Below are 14,984 nucleotides of genomic sequence, written 5' to 3'. Positions count from 1 at the left end.
GTGAACTCAATACGTGCGAATTAACAAATTTATTAGCGAAACGGGATATTGTTCCCGGCGCGAAGCGGATAAACTGATCGAAGCGGGGAGAGTGACGATCAACGGGAAGGCGGCCGAACTGGGCAGCCAAGCGGAGGAAGGGGACGACGTCCGGATTGACGGACGCGCGTTAACGGACAAAGCGCAGCATGTCTATATCGCCTTGCATAAGCCTGTAGGCATTACAAGCACGACGGAACGCCATATCCGCGGCAATATCGTTGACTTCGTGGGCCATCCGGAACGGATCTTCCCGATCGGACGTCTGGATAAAGATTCGGAAGGATTAATCTTGATGACGAATGACGGAGATATCGTGAACTTGATTTTACGCGCAGAAGGCAAGCATGAGAAAGAATATATCGTGACGGTGGATAAGCCGATTACGCCGCAATTCGTGCAAGGCATGTCGAGCGGTGTGAAAATATTGGGCGCGATGACGCAGCCTTGCCAGGTGACCCGGATGTCGGAGCGGCAATTTCGCATCATTTTGACGGAAGGGAAGAACCGGCAAATTCGCCGGATGTGCGGTGCCTTCGGCTATGAAGTGCGAAAGCTGAAACGCATCCGCATCATGAATATCCATCTGGGTCCGCTCGCTTCGGGAGCATGGCGCGATCTTACGCCGGAAGAACGGGAACAGCTGGGGCGAACGCTGAATTATCGATTGAAGTAAGAATGGGACTTAATCCGCTAGAGTCGGCCGAAGGGCCGATTCGCTGCGGAGCAAGTCCCTTTTTCATCTTATTGTTGTCCATTAGCAGGATTGGCCGAAATGCTTTGCTGGTTTTCGGCATCGACATATTTGCGAATAATGGATACTTCGACGCGCCGGTTCTGGGCTCGGCCCGCTTCCGTATCGTTCGTGGCGACAGGATGATATTCGCCGTATCCGATCGCGCTGAACATTTTCGGATTCAAATCCGTATTTTGCAATAATATTTTCATAAATTGCAGCGCTCGCGAAGAGCTTAGTTCCCAATTCGATTCGAACTCCCGGGTTGATATCGGCCGATTATCGGTATGGCCGGAAACGATGATCTCGTAATCCGGGAATTGCTGCAGCATGTCCGCAATGACAACCGCCAAATTCCGCGCTTCCTTCTTCACCGCCGCGCGCCCGGAATCGAACAAGGCGGTGTCGCTGATCGTGATCATGAGCTGCGACTGGTTCAGATTCGTTTCCAATTGTGAGGATAAGCCGTTTTGCTTAATATATTCATCAAGCTTCTTCTTGACTTTTTCCAAATTTTCTTGCTCTTTCATCATGAGAGAGAGACGTTCTTTTTCTTTATCCGTTTTGTTCGTGTTGTCTTTCGTCTTGTTGGTCGTTCTGGTTCCCGTCGTAACGAGCGCGTTATTATCCAGAACGCCGCTGCCGCTGTTAAAGGCGACGCTGAACGCTTGACTGAGCTCGTTGAACTTCTTGATATCGACGGCGCTGATCGCATACATGACAATAAACAAGGCGAGCAGCAGCGTTAATATATCCGCATAAGGGATGAGCCAAGTTTCATCGGCATGTTCTTCATGATGCTGTTTTTTATTCTTTTTCACCGATCGAAGCCTCCTCCTTTTCCGTCATCCGCTGGCGTTCCTGCGGCGTCAAGAAGACGGCGAGCTTTTGATTGATAGCGATCGTCGATACCCCGGACTGAATGGATAATAGGCCTTCGACCATCATAAGGCGGATTTCGATCTCACGCTGGGAGAGACGCTTTAATTTGTTGGCCATCGGGTGCCATAAGACATATCCTGTGAAAATACCGAGCAATGTCGCGACAAAGGCGGCGGCAATCGCTTGGGTCAAAGACGTCATATCGCTCATATCCGACAAGGCGGCGATGAGCCCGATGACCGCGCCGAGAACCCCGAGCGTAGGGGCGTACATCCCCGCTTGGGAGAAAATAAGCGCACCCGCGCGATGGCGCTCTTCGGTAGCGGAGATATTCTCCATTAGCACGTCGCGCACGAAATCCTGGTCGTTCCCGTCAATGATCATCCGCATGCCGTTGCGCAAAAATTCGTCGTCGATTTCTTCCACTCTCGCTTCCAAAGCCAGCAAGCCTTCGCGGCGCGTAATCGAAGCCCAATCCATGAACATGCGAATCAATTGAATGCGGTCGATCAATTGCTGTTGGCTGAAAAGCAGTTTCAGCAATTTAGGAAATTTCTTAAGCTCAGATAAAGGAAACGCCATAAATAAAGATGCGGCAGTCCCCACGAAAATGATCATAAAAGCGGCGGGATTGACGAGCGATCCGACTGGAGCATGTTTGAGCATCATTCCTAGAATGACTGCCGCGAGTCCTAAAACAATACCGATAATTGTTGATTTTTCCACAATGCACACCTCATCCGTGAGAAATAAAAATGGTTTCCATCCCATAATGTTGCAACGGTTCGTCGCGGGGGTTCGACAAGAGTCGTCCCCAAAACCGAAAAACAACTGCAATATAGTATTTATCGTCAACTTTAGGCAAAAATTTTAGGTATAATGTTTATAGTCAACATTATCGATGTATACTTAATCTTCGATTTGGATGGGGTGAGCTTGGTGGGTGTAAGACATGCAAGAGAATATGCGGACATTTTGGCGGACTTGACCGAGGCGGTATTGCAAATTCCGGACGGCCATTTGTTTATCGATATGACGACGGAGGAATGGGGGCAGCTTGCGCCGGAGGAACGGCGGGAAGTGATGGAGGCGCTCGCGGACGACGTCTTCTTCGGACTCGGCGAGGATCCTTTGATCAGAGTCGGCAGCGCTGCGGTGGCATACGATTCGAAATTTCACCGGATTGTCGTCAGAATGAAGGAGCAGATTGCCGCGATCGTTCCGCTGACGTAAACGGCGCCAAGAAATAAGACCATAGACAGGATTCTTCCGTATGTAATCCGCGCGGAAACGGCGGGGCAAATCTCGGAATCGTCCTATTTATGGTCTTATTCGCGTCCTAATCGGCTCGGCGGGCTCGCTTTTTATTTTTTCTCTGCGAGCCATTTGGCCAAGTTAGCGATTTCTTCTTGCTTTAATTTGTCCTTAAAGGCAGGCATCATGCTGCCTTTACCTTTAGTAATGATTTTATATAGAGCTTCTTCGTCCAGTTGGGCACCGATGTTCTGCAAATTGGGCCCGATCCCGCCTTGTAAAGAATCCCCATGGCAGCTAATACAGTTCGCTTGGGCAATGGTTTCCGCAGCTGCTGCGTCCAACGTAACCTCAGGCATAGCGGCTTCTTGTTTCTGCTCGCCTTTCGGGCCGGTTTCCAAAGTAAACATCAACACGACAGCTAATGCACAAGCCGCGAAAAATAAACCGCCCATCAGCCATTTGTACATCTTGTTCGCCTCCTTTGCAAGATTCTGCTTTCTTAAATTTACCACAGCTACAGTCCATCGTAACACTAAGTCTTTCAACGGTAAATGACAATTTTGTGTCATTTGGGAAAATGACGAAAATAAGTGACTTCTATCCTTGAAAAACCATGCAATGAAAAGGGCGGTATCCGTCCGGCGTTCGCTTCTCGTAGGTATCGGTTATGCGAAATCCGACCCGTTCGTAGACGCGAATCGCCCGTTCGTTCCAGACGTGAACTTCCAAATCGATGGCATTCTCCGGCGCGCGCCGCTTCGCTTCCGCAATAATCGGCATCATAAAGAGTGTTCCCAATCCTTGCCCGCATAAATCGGGCCGCATGCCGATTCCAAGACGCGTGACGCCTACAAGCGGGAAAAATTGCGCAAAGCCGATCAATTCTCCCGCGGAGTCGACGACAGCTGCATATTGCTGCCGCCGCACGTCCGGATCGCCGAATTCGATGCCAAGCGCTTGCATTTGCGGCCACGGGAGCCAACCGTACAAGTCATAGGGCGGCTCGTATACCCAATTGCAGATGGCTTCCGCATGGGTTTCCTGAAGCGGGACGGTTCGCAGATGCGGTTGCGCGCTCTTCATCGGACAGCCCTCCTTACTTGCTGCGATCTAATACTTCATATTATATGAGAAAAAGGACGATCCGGGCAATTCGGCAACGGGAGGCCGCCAAACCTTGACAATTGTATTGTGGTCTAAATCGCTTCTGCTTATTAAGCGACGCGTAAGCGCTGTTGAAACGGAAGCGCTAGAGCATAGAAGCGCGGGAAATCACCTTTCCCGACGAGTCTGCAAGTCTCGGAGGACAAGGGGCGCAGGACAAGGGGCGCATGACTGGAAGGTACAGCCGATAGCAGGTACGGCCGATCGATGTTCAGCCGGTTTGCACCTATACAAGACGACTTTTTTCGCTGTCCCTGATCTCCCCATTGGAACATCTTTTTCGCGCCCCATGACCTCCCTATTGGAAAATGTACAACCAAATTGACGATTTTCGGTGCTGAGATGGCTTCCATTGGAAAACATCCAACAGTTTCGTCCCATCTACCTCCTTTTCACGATAAAATTGAGGATTCTGCTGTACAAAATCCAATGGAAGGACGTTTTATCTGGGTAGAGGGCATTTTTCATTGGACAAAATCCAATAGTAGATCAACGGCGTTTTTAGGGGCGCCCAATGCAGCTCCAGTTGTTGTCAGCCGTTTTATACCTGCAAAGGAACGTCATTTTAGCCCCCTGATCTCCCTATTGGAAAATGTACAAGCAAATTTGCGATTTTCGGGGTTGGGACGGATTGCCATTGGAAAACATCCAACAGCTTAGCACCATTTTCCTCCTTTTCCCCACACTATTCAGGATTCTGCTGTACAAAATCCAATGGAAGGACGTTTTCTCCAGGTAGAGGGCCTTTTCCATTGGACAAAATCCAACAGAGTGGCTCAATCCCCCCAGCACCTAACCTGCCGTTACAGGCCCTCCGTCAACGCTCTATCAGCATCCCATCGGCATCCGATCTTCACACCATAAGACCCTCACCAGATCTTATCAGCACCCACCGGCATCCCATGCCCCGCCCTCAACCCGCTACCATAACTGCTTCAACGCAGTCGCATTTAGCTCGTAGTAGCGAATATCGCGGCCTCTTGCGATGGGCTGCAGCCAGCCCTTTTCCACCAATGAACGCAGCCATTTGCGCGCCGTGCGGAAGTCGACCTCCAAATGATCGCATACGTCCTTGGGACGGATCCATCTTCCCAGGCCCCACGCCAACCGGAGCACTTCTTTTTCGATGAGGACCGGCGGGCTTACGGCTTTGTTTCGAATGAGGTAAGGGGCGACCGCCAATTGCAGCAGCGTGCGGCAAATTTCGGGCCGATTCTGCACATCGTCAAAGGAGAAGTGAAGCATCTTCCATCCCATGCCGGTCAGAAACGTATCCCGATTCAGGGCATAGCTGAATCTTTCCCGGTCCATATCCTTCACATGGCTTTGAAACCCGTCGCATTCCAGCCCGAAGCGGCCGAAAGGAGCGATAAAAGCAAAGTCGAGAAACTGCGATTTGCGGTTCCAATCGTAAATTTCATACTCCGGATGCAAACGATCAAAGTTTCCGAACAACGGCCACCATACGTTTTGCAGAAACAATTTCTCGGCATACTGATGTCCCCGAAGCAACCGACCTTTTCGCTCCCCTTGCCTCAAGGATACATGCCGGTCCAAAAACTCCTTGTGCGCTTGTTCAAAATCCATTCGCGAATCATCCTCCTTGCGAAAAAATAAAAAAACGCCCTTGCACTGAAACAGTGTAAGGACGTTCTTCGTCTGACCCGATTATAGCATTTGGAATTGCAAAATCCAACGATGGGTTGTTTTTTCTCTAGTTAGATTATTTTATTCCAAGGAATGTCAGGAATTAATCATTAATTTTATTTTTATTACTACTACTTCTAATTTTCCAATATATATTGAATGCAACGTAAATTGTACTTAACACTAAAAACAACATAAGTATGGTGTTTGTCGTTTTTAAAGTGTGTTTCAAACTACCAATTTCCGCTTCTACTCGAAGTAAAGAATTGTATAAAGTATCAGCTACATTTCCAATTCTATTTGTAATATCATTTGAAAAACTAGTAAAATCGTTAGTATCCATTATTACCATCCCTTTCCAAAGAAATATTTGACATCTATGTCATTATAACATAAAATAATAAATGTATTAAATACAATATTATCCATTGGAGGGATTATCTGTGAGGAAACTATCACCAGTATTAGCCGTTTTACTTTGTTTTTCACTTTTATTAACTGTTCCTATTGTATCGGCAGAAGCAACCAATGTAAAAACAATAAAGTTAAAGGTGAACTATATTGAAGTACCTATTTCAGAAAACATAAGAGTTGTAAGAAGTGAGGACGATAACTCTGCAAAGGTTCAACTTTTTAATAAAGAAACAGGGGAATTAATAGAAACATTTGGAGAGATAATAGAAAGTGTTACTCCTGCTCCTAATAGCCTTTCATCAGACAACACCCTTGCAGAAAATTTAATCCTTCAAGCTTACAATGAAAGAACCGACTATAAAAATGTAACAACTAGATTGACAGTTAAAATGGAGGGATATAGAAGTGGTTCCTTCGTTCAAATTAACAAAGTATTAAGCAACAAATTGGCTATAGTTAATTCAAATAAATACTACCTTGAGGCCGTTGATGAAGTGTATATTTCTGCTACAGGAAGTTTCCCTACCACTCAAATTGTAGCAGATGGAAGTGCTGTGCTAACATATGTAAAGAGAAAAGGTGAGACAGGTAGTATAGGTGGTACTGCTGATTTTATCAAAGGTGGTTTTGAAGTTACTTATGAGTGGTCCGATCAAGTAGATTGGTATGCAAGAAAGCCAATTCATGTAACTGTTAACTATAAAACGATGTAAGCATATGAAACTAAAAGCGGGCGAAGGCCCGTTTTTGGTTTTCCATCTTTAACTCAAATGATTTATTTCATCCTACCAATTTTTAAGTAGAATATCTAATTTTGAACATCCATATCCCAGTAGTTGGTAATTAATTTTCTGTATAGCCTCTCTTTCTAAATTCGAATTTTTCAAAATCCATCCGCGAACCATCCTCCATGCGAAAAAATAAAAAAACGCCCTTGCACAGAAACAGTGTAAGGACGTTCTTCGTCTGACCCGATTATAGCATTTGGAATTGCATCACACAACCAATGGGTCGTCATGGGTGTTGACTATGGAGAAGTCGAGAATCTATTAATCTCCCGAACCGTTATGTCGAGATATGGTGTCATTCAAGAATTTATTAAATCTATTATGCCGCCGATTTGAAACTGTTGATCATCGTGTTGTATTCTTGCTCATAATCGTTCCATTTGCTTTTCAACGTCCATGCGAGAAGCTGCACATAATCCGTAGGCGTCTCGACGATCGTCACCAAATAAACGACTTGAATGCCGTCGATCGATCCTTCCAATTTGTATTGCAGCGCTGGATTTCCGCCAATCGTTACTTCCTTAACCTCTCCTTGCACCGGATCGCTTACGCTTGCCAAGAAAGGCTCCGATACGACCTCATAGTACTGCTGCAACGTGAAGTCGGTGAAATCTTCTTTCGACTCAATCAAACCGAGCAAATATTTTTCTTTGCGCGGGTTGAAAATTTGCAAGTCTCCGCTGTCGTTCAATTGCGTTCCCGCGTCTTGCCACTCGGCAGTGGCTTCCACTTGATATTTGTCGTCTGTGCTTTTAAACACCTTCGGGGAACTCGAACCCCCGCCGCATGCCGCAAGCAGCGCAACCATCGATACCATTAATACGATTGCAAAAATCTTTTTCATTTACTCCACCCTTATCGTCTTTTTTCTTTTTTGTGCCGACAATATCCATTGTCAAAAAATGGCGTTCCTGACACGATCCGATACCGTAGTTTAGCACCCAACTTATTATCGGCATTTTGGAAATGCAAGCCAATAGGAAAAAAGATCATTTTTCGCCTTGGTCACGAGTTTTTCCTAGGTATAAAGTCCTGTTTTTGTCGATTTATGACTCGAGCCGGTCGAAATATACCTTTTGGCCGGTGCGGGCGGAGAGATATAAAGCTTCGAGCATCTGGGCGAGATCGATGCCTTCGTTAACGCCGAATAACGGTACGGCTTCTCCTTGCATCGCCTTGAGCCATTGGCGAATCGAGGGCGTGCCGGCTTCCTTGGGCAGCGGAGATGCGCCGGAGCCTTCGTCGGTCAGTAAGCGAAACGTGCCGTCGCCCGGCTTCAACAGCTTGCGATGTTCGCCGGTGGCGCCGCCGGCGAGATAGCTTCCCCTTGTGCCGTAGAGTTCGACGGAGAAGGGGGAGCGGCACGCCACATGGCTCGCATCGCATAATGCAATCGCGCCGTTTGCGTATTCCAGGATGCAGGCGGCGTTATCTTCCGCGATGCCTCCGCCCGAGTAGCGGGAGACGATCGCGGTGACAGCCGCCGGTCTCCCAAGAAGCCAGCGCGCCAAATAGAGGCAATGAGCGCCGAGATCCGCGAATACCCCGTGCGCGCTCTCCCGGAAACGGTACGGCCATCCGTCGCCAAGCGCGCCGTCATGGGCATTGCGAATCCGCACGCTCGTAATGCCCCCGATCGTTCCGGCCTCCACCAACTGTTTGGCGGCCAGATTAATCGGCCAACGCTTGAGCGACATATCGATGGCGAACGCAATGCCCGCACGCTCGATCGTCTCCGCAACGGTCAGCGCGTCTTTCGTTGTGAGCGCCAGCACTTGGTCGGCCAACACATGTTTACCCGCCTCGGCGGCGGAAGAGATCAAGCCGGCCGCGTGTTCCGGCGCGCAATCGAGGATGACGCCGTCAATATCCGGGCGCGCAAGCAGCGCCTCCAGGTCCGGCTCGAATTCCGTTGCAAATTCGCGGGCAAAGGCGGCTCCGCGCGGCGCTTCCTCGTCCCATAACGCCACGATCTCCGCCTCCGGCAGCTCCGCCAAATCCCGGGCAAAGCTTCTCGCATGGTAATGATTCCAACAACTGAGCATGGCTAATCTAGGCATGGCAAGCCTCCTCCAAGGTTATATTTTTATAGATTAATAGCTACGATCGCGCATAATCCCGTCGCAATGCCGGCGATTCCCCCCGAAGTCAGCTTCTCCTTAAACAGAATGGCGGAAAGAAGCGTCAGCATAACGACCATGCTTCCGTTAACGAGAGGGAACAGGTAAATTCCCGGCATTCGTCCCGACAAATACGTGACGGCGGCGTTGCCTAAACCGGTCGAAACGGCCAGGCTAACGGCGAATACGGCGGATTGGCGCATGACGGCAATCCCGGTTTCCTTGTGCTTGAGCGATCGGAATACGGCCATGCCGATCAGGGAGCATAAACAAGCGGCGGCAAAGCCTGCAAACATGAATTGCGGCACTTCCCGCCCTTGAAGAGCCGTTTGATGAACTTTGGCGGCAACGGGCAGGAGGCCGTTCAACAGGAACGCCAACAGGCAGAAGACGATCCATTGGACGCCGCCCTTGCGGTTTGTTCCCGCACCGTACACATTAACAAAGTAGAAAGACAGCAGGAATAGAAAGATCCCGGCCCATTTCGCGGGCGTAGCCGTTTCCCCCCAGAAGAGCATGCTGGCTATAACAGGAATCATTAAGCTGGCGGAAAAATAGAACGCGGAATAAGACAACGGGCCTGTATTCATCGCGCCCGCATAACTAAACATCGCCAAGGTGAAAACGAACCCGTAGACCGACCCGAGCGCGAGCGTGAGCGGGGCAAACGGCGGAGCGCCGGCAAAGAGCCACCAAAGCGCGAACGCCGCCGCGATCAGGCCGGTGTAAAACGTGTTTAACGTGCAAAGAGCTGCGTATCGGCGGCCTTCCGGCAGCCGGCATTGCTTCAGGCTGAGCGTTTGCACGATAAACATGACGATGGCAAATACGGCTAATAACAGATACACATTCGTGCCTCCCAAGCGTATCGTACGAAAATAAGTCGGCACCGCTTCCTTGGAGGCAGTGCCGACGCGCGGTTCGAAGACCGCGGATCCCGGCGTTTATCCCAACATCGGAAATAAAGCCCTGATCTCTTCGTCATCCGGTCTTCTGCTATATGGGGCGATTTCGAAAGGTTCGGCATATTTGACCGCCGCCGCTCGTTCCTTGCCGTACCATTTCTCCAAGCCCGGCATCATCTCGCCGGACGCGTACATAAACTCTCCCCAGTACCGCAGCAAAAACCGTTTTTTATCTTCCCAACTGCTTGGCACTTCGTCGAGAAACCCCGCTTGCCACGGCGTAAATTCGTAAAATTGCGAAGCGTGGGCGTCGCAGGCGAGAAGCTTCTTCTCCACGACGCGTTCCACATCGATCACAAGATCAGGTTTATAACGATGTTTCATCGAGTAGTCCGGCATGAGTAAAAATAAGGGCGATTTCTTCAAGCATGGGACATCCGGCACGGCGTTCGGCGTCAGCGCGACAAAGGACGCGGCGTCGCTGACGACTTTCCCCGCATACCGGTTATCCGCATGATTCCCGCCGTCCGGATGGAAGGCGACGACAATGTCCGCTTGCCATTCCCGGATGCGGCGAATTACTTGATGCCGGACCCGAATATCGGGCAGCAATTGCCCGTCGGGCGTATCCAGCACCTCGTATTCCTCGATTCCCAAACGATGCGCCGCTTCTTGCGCTTCCGCCATTCTGCGCCGGACCAGTTCCGGACCGTGCTGGCTGTAGTGTCCGCAGCAGCCGTCGGTTAACGACAGAAATTTCACTTTATGTCCCATTTCGGCGAAGAATGCCGCGGTTCCGCCCGCGTAAATATCGGGCTCGTCCGGATGCGCTCCGATGACGATAACGCGAATTTCCCGTTTCATAGCGTTCTCCTTTTCATCGATATTGCGATACATCAACTATCTACTCGCGAAGTCCCAGGCGATCGAGCACGGAGAAGAGATGATCGCGGGAAGCGTTCAGCCGTTCGTCCCGCTGTTCCCAGTAATCGATCGCTTCATAAGCTTCCGGCTCCATCAGTTGCCCTGCCGCGATGCGCTTCTGGCATAGATACGCATAGCGCACGATCGCGGAAACTTCAGCCAACTGCAGATCGGGGTGGCGATCGACCCATTCCTTCACATAAATGTCGATCGGCATATACCCTTTATGGTCTTCCACTTGCAGTTGAAGCTTCGGATTATATTTTGCGATCTCGCGAAAGATCTCCTCGAAATCGACAACCCCTTGCCCGCACGGCTTGACCTGTCTGGTCAGCCCATTGTCCGTGAAGAAGACGATGAAGTCTTTGGCATGCATTTGATGAATGTACGGCGCGGTACGTTTGACGACGGCCATCGGGTCCTCGCCGATCGACAGCACATTGCAAGTATCGAAGGCGACGCCCAGCACGTCGTCTCCGACCGCCTCGATCAAGCGCAAAATTTCGAACGACGTAATCTCATCATGCGTCTCCAGGTTGATTCGCGTGCCCGTTTCGCGGAGAACGGGCGCGAGCAGCTTCAGAAATTTCTCGGTGGCCAGCAATTGGTCCTCCCACGTGACGTCCGTGCGGAAACGGTCGTACAAAAAGTAGCCGTCATGCTTCGGTTTGAAATTGGCGGTTACCCCTATCAATTCTTTGGCTCCCATCGAAGCCGCCGCGCGGATCTGCTTCTCCATGGCGAGCTTGTAGTCTCCGCCTCCCAGCAGCCAAATTTCCGGCGTTTCGTTGGTATTGTACGGATTAACCCGGCCGATGCCGAAATCGATGTACAAATCCAATTCTTTCGCGATATTCGCAGCCTCTTGCAACTCCCCGGGATCGAGAGTGGGGGAGATGTACACCGGCGATTTGTAATAAGCGCCCTGATATCCTTCCGCTTTCACCTGCCGCAGCGCTTGTTCAACGGGGATGGATTCGTCGCGCAAAAATCCGTGATGCATGTCGATGCCTATTTTCATTCCGCGATACCTCCTATCTCATTCGCTAACCGTGCTGTTGTATAGTTCCAGCAGTTTGCTGACGCCTTTCGCGTTAATATCCTGGACGTACCGATCCCATTCCGTATCCAGCGAAAGTTTGCCGTAGACGAATTGCTCATGCACTTTCAGGAATAAATCGTTGATAGACGTAAGCAGCATTTTCTCTTCCTCGCGTTGTTCGGACGTCAGCTTCGGCATTTTGGCGATCGCCGGGAACCAATCGTTCGCGTTCGCTTCTTCCGTCAATGTTTCCACCACCGGATCGTTAAAGGTTTTCATAAACCATTCGTACGGGAACACCATCAAATAATTGTTGTTGGAAGCTCCGATATCCCAGAGCGCGCGTTGAATGCCGGTCTTCTTCATTTCCTCGGGGAAATCCTTGCGCCCGTCCTTCTCGATATAGGTTTGGTCTTTGACGCCCCAAGTCATCATATCGATCGCTTCGTCGCTGTACAGCCAGTTGACGTATTCCAGCAGCTTGTCGAAATAAGGCTTCTTCACTTCGCCGGCCGGAATGCCGATCCCGTGATAAATTCGGTTGGCGGCCGTCGTTTTTGCGCCTCCCGGACCGGCGATCGGCGGCAGCGGAACCAGCTCGAAGTCGGTACTTACGTTTTTCTTGCCATCGGCGTTAAGTTGTCCAACCTCGCTGAGCCAGGTATAAGAGAACACGCTTTTGCCGGTGGCCATCTTTTGTTTCCATTGGTCCAGGCTGGATGTGAACAGTTCCGGATCTGCGATCCCTTCCGTAACCAGCTTGTTCAAGTATTTGACATATTGCTTGTAATTTTCGCCCGTATAGACATACTCGTATCGGTTGGTCTCGGGATTCAGCATAAATCCGTTATAGCTCGGCCCGATTCCCCAGGACGGCCCGGCATTGGCAAGCAATTGATCGGCGCCGAACAGATTGGTCATCGGAAAGCTCTTCGGATCGGCTTCCTTCAACTTCTTCAATACGGTATACAGTTCCTCGGACGTTGTCGGAATCTGCAGTTGGTGTCGATCCAGCAAATCTTTGCGGATCACCGGTCCGCGGTTATAGATGGCCGATTCGTTCATAAACGGCAGAACGTACAGCTTGCCGTCTTTCAGTTTCCATTCGTTTAATTCTTCCTCGATCCGGTATTGTTCGATTTTTTGCTGCAAATTCGGCAGTTTGTCCATATAATCGCTGATCGGCAGCAGCACTCCCGTCTGCGCGAACTCGAGCACTGCGTTCTGATCCATCAGCGCGATCAAATCGGGCGCGGAGCCGGAATTGAGGACAAGCTTCAGTTTGCCGGCGTACTCCGTATCCGGTACGGTCTGCATTTCCAGCTTTACATTCGTTTTCTCCGTCATCTGCTGCAATACGGGCCAGTTTTTGTTGTAGGGATAGGCCGAATTATCGCTGTATAACATGCTGAAGGTAAGCGTGTCGCCAGTCCCTTGGCCCTCCGAAGATGTCGAACCTTTGCCGGAACATGCCGCCAGAAGCAGAGAGATCGCTAGAAGAAGAACCCCCGCCTTGGCAAGCGGCCGCACCGATTTTGTTGCCTTGTTGTTTGTCATTGGTACCATAACCTCCCCATCATTTGTACAATCTTGGCCGGCAGGCGTATCGCCGCCTATCGGCTATCTATTGTTTCGCCTCGGCGAGGCGCGAACAACCTTCGCTGCATGCGTGCGCACCGCACCGCTTACCCTTTGACCGACCCTAGCATGACGCCGGCCACAAAATGCTTCTGCGCAAAAGGGAATACCGCGATGATCGGCAAAGCCGTAATGATGATCGCCGTAGACTTTAGCGCCGCCGCCGAAGTGCTCCTGAGCGAATCTTCGATGACGGTCCCGCCTTGAGACGCGATGTCGGAACCGACGATAATGTTTCGCACGATCAGCATAATCGGATACTTGTCCGTGCTGTTCAAATAGATCATGGAGTTAAACCAGTTGTTCCAATAATACACGATGAGGAACAGGCTGATTGCGGCCATAACCGGTTTGGCAAGCGGCAAGATAATCCGGTACAAAATTTGAATCGGATTGAGCCCGTCGATCATCGCGGATTCTTCCACATCGGCCGGAATGCCTTGGAAATAGGTCATCATCAAAATCAAATAATAGGGCGTAATGCAAAACGGGATCACGATCGCCCAGATAGAATCGATTAAGCCTAAGCTTCGCACCAGCATATAGGTTGGAATGAGCCCGCCGCTGAAGAACATCGTGAACATGATGAATAAAATCAACGTTTTGCGTCCCTTTAACGCCCTCTTCGAGAGCGGGTAGGCGCAGACCGTGAGCATAAACAGCCCGATCAACGTACCTAGCGCCGTTTGGATCACGGAATTTCGAAATCCCGAGAGGATATCGGGAAAGGCGAATAGTTTGATATATGAATTGACATTGAAGCCTTGCGGAAACAGCCCGACGCGGCCGCCGACAATCGCCGCCGAATCGCTGAAAGAAACGGACAGGATATGAAGGAACGGCAAGACGATTGCGCCGACGACAATCAGCATAAAGGCTCCGTTGAAGAGCATGAACAGTTTGTAACTCCAGGTTTTGCGGTATAGCATTGGTGCGCCTCCCAACGTATGATATCCATTTAATATAAGGAGTGGCCGGATATTTTTCTTGATATATAGTTTCCTGCTGAAACGAGAATGAGCCCGATCAACCCTCCGAACATGCCGACGGCGGTAGCGTAGCTGTAATTGCTGTTTTCCAGACCCATTCGAAATACGAACGTATCGATAATATCGCTCGTGATCGAGTTGCTGGGCGTGAACAGCAGGAGCACCTTCTCAAATCCAAGCGTCAACATCGATCCGAGCGACAAGATGAGGACGACGGAGATGGTCGGCAGCAAATGCGGTATCGTAACGTTAAATATCTGCTTCAATCTTCCCGCCCCGTCGATTTCGGCCGCTTCATATAATTGAGGGTCGACGGTAGATAAGTCCAGCGGTAAGATGTCAAGTCCCTGATTCTTGAGAATTGGAAATTTTCTTGGCCGTAAAGCAAGGGAGTCAGGGAAAATGACAGCACCAAACTAAACCCAGCCCGAAAATCAAG

The 14,984-nt window shown here is 50.1% G+C and carries 18 protein-coding genes; 4 read left to right on the top strand and 14 right to left on the bottom strand.

The window, feature by feature from the left end; genetic code table 11:
• Window positions 1-13 precede the first annotated feature (13 nt).
• Window positions 14-715, top strand: coding sequence for a 23S rRNA pseudouridine(2604) synthase RluF (gene rluF, locus KQI79_RS24205; RefSeq protein ID WP_216540879.1), 702 nt, complete (start codon window positions 14-16; stop codon window positions 713-715).
• Window positions 716-783: 68 nt separating this feature from the next.
• Here rluF and motB read toward each other — a convergent pair whose 3' ends face one another.
• On the bottom strand, window positions 784-1,596 hold the full coding sequence (gene motB, locus KQI79_RS24200) for a flagellar motor protein MotB (RefSeq protein ID WP_216540878.1): 813 nt from the start codon (window positions 1,594-1,596) through the stop codon (window positions 784-786).
• Entirely contained in the window at window positions 1,583-2,383 is an 801-nt protein-coding gene (gene motA / locus KQI79_RS24195; protein ID WP_216540877.1) for a flagellar motor stator protein MotA, read from the bottom strand. Before motA ends, motB begins: the two co-directional genes overlap by 14 nt.
• A gap of 213 nt (window positions 2,384-2,596) precedes the next feature.
• On the opposite strand from motA, the gene KQI79_RS24190 reads away from it, so the two are divergent.
• On the top strand, window positions 2,597-2,890 hold the full coding sequence (locus KQI79_RS24190; protein ID WP_216540876.1) for a hypothetical protein: 294 nt from the start codon (window positions 2,597-2,599) through the stop codon (window positions 2,888-2,890).
• A 131-nt stretch (window positions 2,891-3,021) separates the two neighbouring features.
• On the opposite strand, the gene KQI79_RS24185 is transcribed toward KQI79_RS24190, so the two are convergent.
• Together KQI79_RS24185 and KQI79_RS24180 are read right to left on the bottom strand one after the other, a co-directional pair.
• Window positions 3,022-3,381 (bottom strand): c-type cytochrome, encoded by a 360-nt coding sequence (locus KQI79_RS24185; protein WP_216540875.1) that lies wholly within the window; start codon window positions 3,379-3,381, stop codon window positions 3,022-3,024.
• Window positions 3,382-3,511: 130 nt separating this feature from the next.
• Window positions 3,512-3,997, bottom strand: coding sequence for a GNAT family N-acetyltransferase (locus KQI79_RS24180; RefSeq protein WP_216540874.1), 486 nt, complete (start codon window positions 3,995-3,997; stop codon window positions 3,512-3,514).
• 402 nt (window positions 3,998-4,399) lie between these two features.
• Here KQI79_RS24180 and KQI79_RS24175 point away from each other — a divergent pair, with 402 nt between their 5' ends.
• Window positions 4,400-4,738, top strand: a complete 339-nt coding sequence (locus KQI79_RS24175; RefSeq protein WP_216540873.1) for a hypothetical protein — start codon at window positions 4,400-4,402, stop codon at window positions 4,736-4,738.
• A gap of 261 nt (window positions 4,739-4,999) precedes the next feature.
• Here the strand turns inward: KQI79_RS24175 and KQI79_RS24170 are convergent, their stop codons facing one another.
• Together KQI79_RS24170 and KQI79_RS24165 are read right to left on the bottom strand one after the other, a co-directional pair.
• Entirely contained in the window at window positions 5,000-5,665 is a 666-nt protein-coding gene (locus KQI79_RS24170) for a BlaI/MecI/CopY family transcriptional regulator (RefSeq protein WP_216540872.1), read from the bottom strand.
• A 163-nt stretch (window positions 5,666-5,828) separates the two neighbouring features.
• Window positions 5,829-6,068 (bottom strand): hypothetical protein, encoded by a 240-nt coding sequence (locus KQI79_RS24165; protein WP_216540871.1) that lies wholly within the window; start codon window positions 6,066-6,068, stop codon window positions 5,829-5,831.
• 100 nt (window positions 6,069-6,168) lie between these two features.
• On the opposite strand from KQI79_RS24165, the gene KQI79_RS24160 reads away from it, so the two are divergent.
• Window positions 6,169-6,852 (top strand): hypothetical protein, encoded by a 684-nt coding sequence (locus KQI79_RS24160; protein WP_216540870.1) that lies wholly within the window; start codon window positions 6,169-6,171, stop codon window positions 6,850-6,852.
• A gap of 394 nt (window positions 6,853-7,246) precedes the next feature.
• Here KQI79_RS24160 and KQI79_RS24155 read toward each other — a convergent pair whose 3' ends face one another.
• The 8 genes from KQI79_RS24155 to KQI79_RS24120 form a co-directional block, all read right to left on the bottom strand.
• Window positions 7,247-7,771 carry an LptM family lipoprotein gene (locus KQI79_RS24155; protein WP_216540869.1) on the bottom strand — a complete coding sequence of 175 codons (525 nt, stop codon included), beginning with the start codon at window positions 7,769-7,771 and terminating at the stop codon, window positions 7,247-7,249.
• A gap of 202 nt (window positions 7,772-7,973) precedes the next feature.
• The gene (locus KQI79_RS24150; RefSeq protein ID WP_216540868.1) at window positions 7,974-8,987 is read right to left on the bottom strand and encodes a Gfo/Idh/MocA family protein; all 1,014 of its coding nucleotides are present in this window, start codon (window positions 8,985-8,987) and stop codon (window positions 7,974-7,976) included.
• A gap of 26 nt (window positions 8,988-9,013) precedes the next feature.
• Window positions 9,014-9,895, bottom strand: coding sequence for a hypothetical protein (locus KQI79_RS24145; RefSeq protein ID WP_216540867.1), 882 nt, complete (start codon window positions 9,893-9,895; stop codon window positions 9,014-9,016).
• Between the two features lie 96 nt (window positions 9,896-9,991).
• Complete coding sequence (locus tag KQI79_RS24140) at window positions 9,992-10,816, bottom strand: PIG-L deacetylase family protein (protein WP_216540866.1); 825 nt, start codon at window positions 10,814-10,816, stop codon at window positions 9,992-9,994.
• 40 nt (window positions 10,817-10,856) lie between these two features.
• On the bottom strand, window positions 10,857-11,897 hold the full coding sequence (locus tag KQI79_RS24135; protein WP_216540865.1) for a sugar phosphate isomerase/epimerase family protein: 1,041 nt from the start codon (window positions 11,895-11,897) through the stop codon (window positions 10,857-10,859).
• 18 nt (window positions 11,898-11,915) lie between these two features.
• Window positions 11,916-13,475 carry an extracellular solute-binding protein gene (locus KQI79_RS24130; RefSeq protein ID WP_216540864.1) on the bottom strand — a complete coding sequence of 520 codons (1,560 nt, stop codon included), beginning with the start codon at window positions 13,473-13,475 and terminating at the stop codon, window positions 11,916-11,918.
• Window positions 13,476-13,603: 128 nt separating this feature from the next.
• Window positions 13,604-14,485: a carbohydrate ABC transporter permease gene (locus KQI79_RS24125; protein WP_216540863.1), complete on the bottom strand. Its 882-nt coding sequence runs from the start codon at window positions 14,483-14,485 to the stop codon at window positions 13,604-13,606.
• Window positions 14,486-14,514: 29 nt separating this feature from the next.
• Window positions 14,515-14,874, bottom strand: a complete 360-nt coding sequence (locus tag KQI79_RS24120) for an ABC transporter permease subunit (RefSeq protein WP_290370081.1) — start codon at window positions 14,872-14,874, stop codon at window positions 14,515-14,517.
• Between the last annotated feature and the right edge of the window lie 110 nt (window positions 14,875-14,984).

The sequence above is a fragment of the Paenibacillus sp. MSJ-34 genome, from assembly GCF_018918005.1.
Taxonomy (GTDB): domain Bacteria; phylum Bacillota; class Bacilli; order Paenibacillales; family Paenibacillaceae; genus MSJ-34.
Note: the sequence above shows the minus strand (reverse complement) of the source record. Positions and strands in the feature narration are given on the sequence as shown.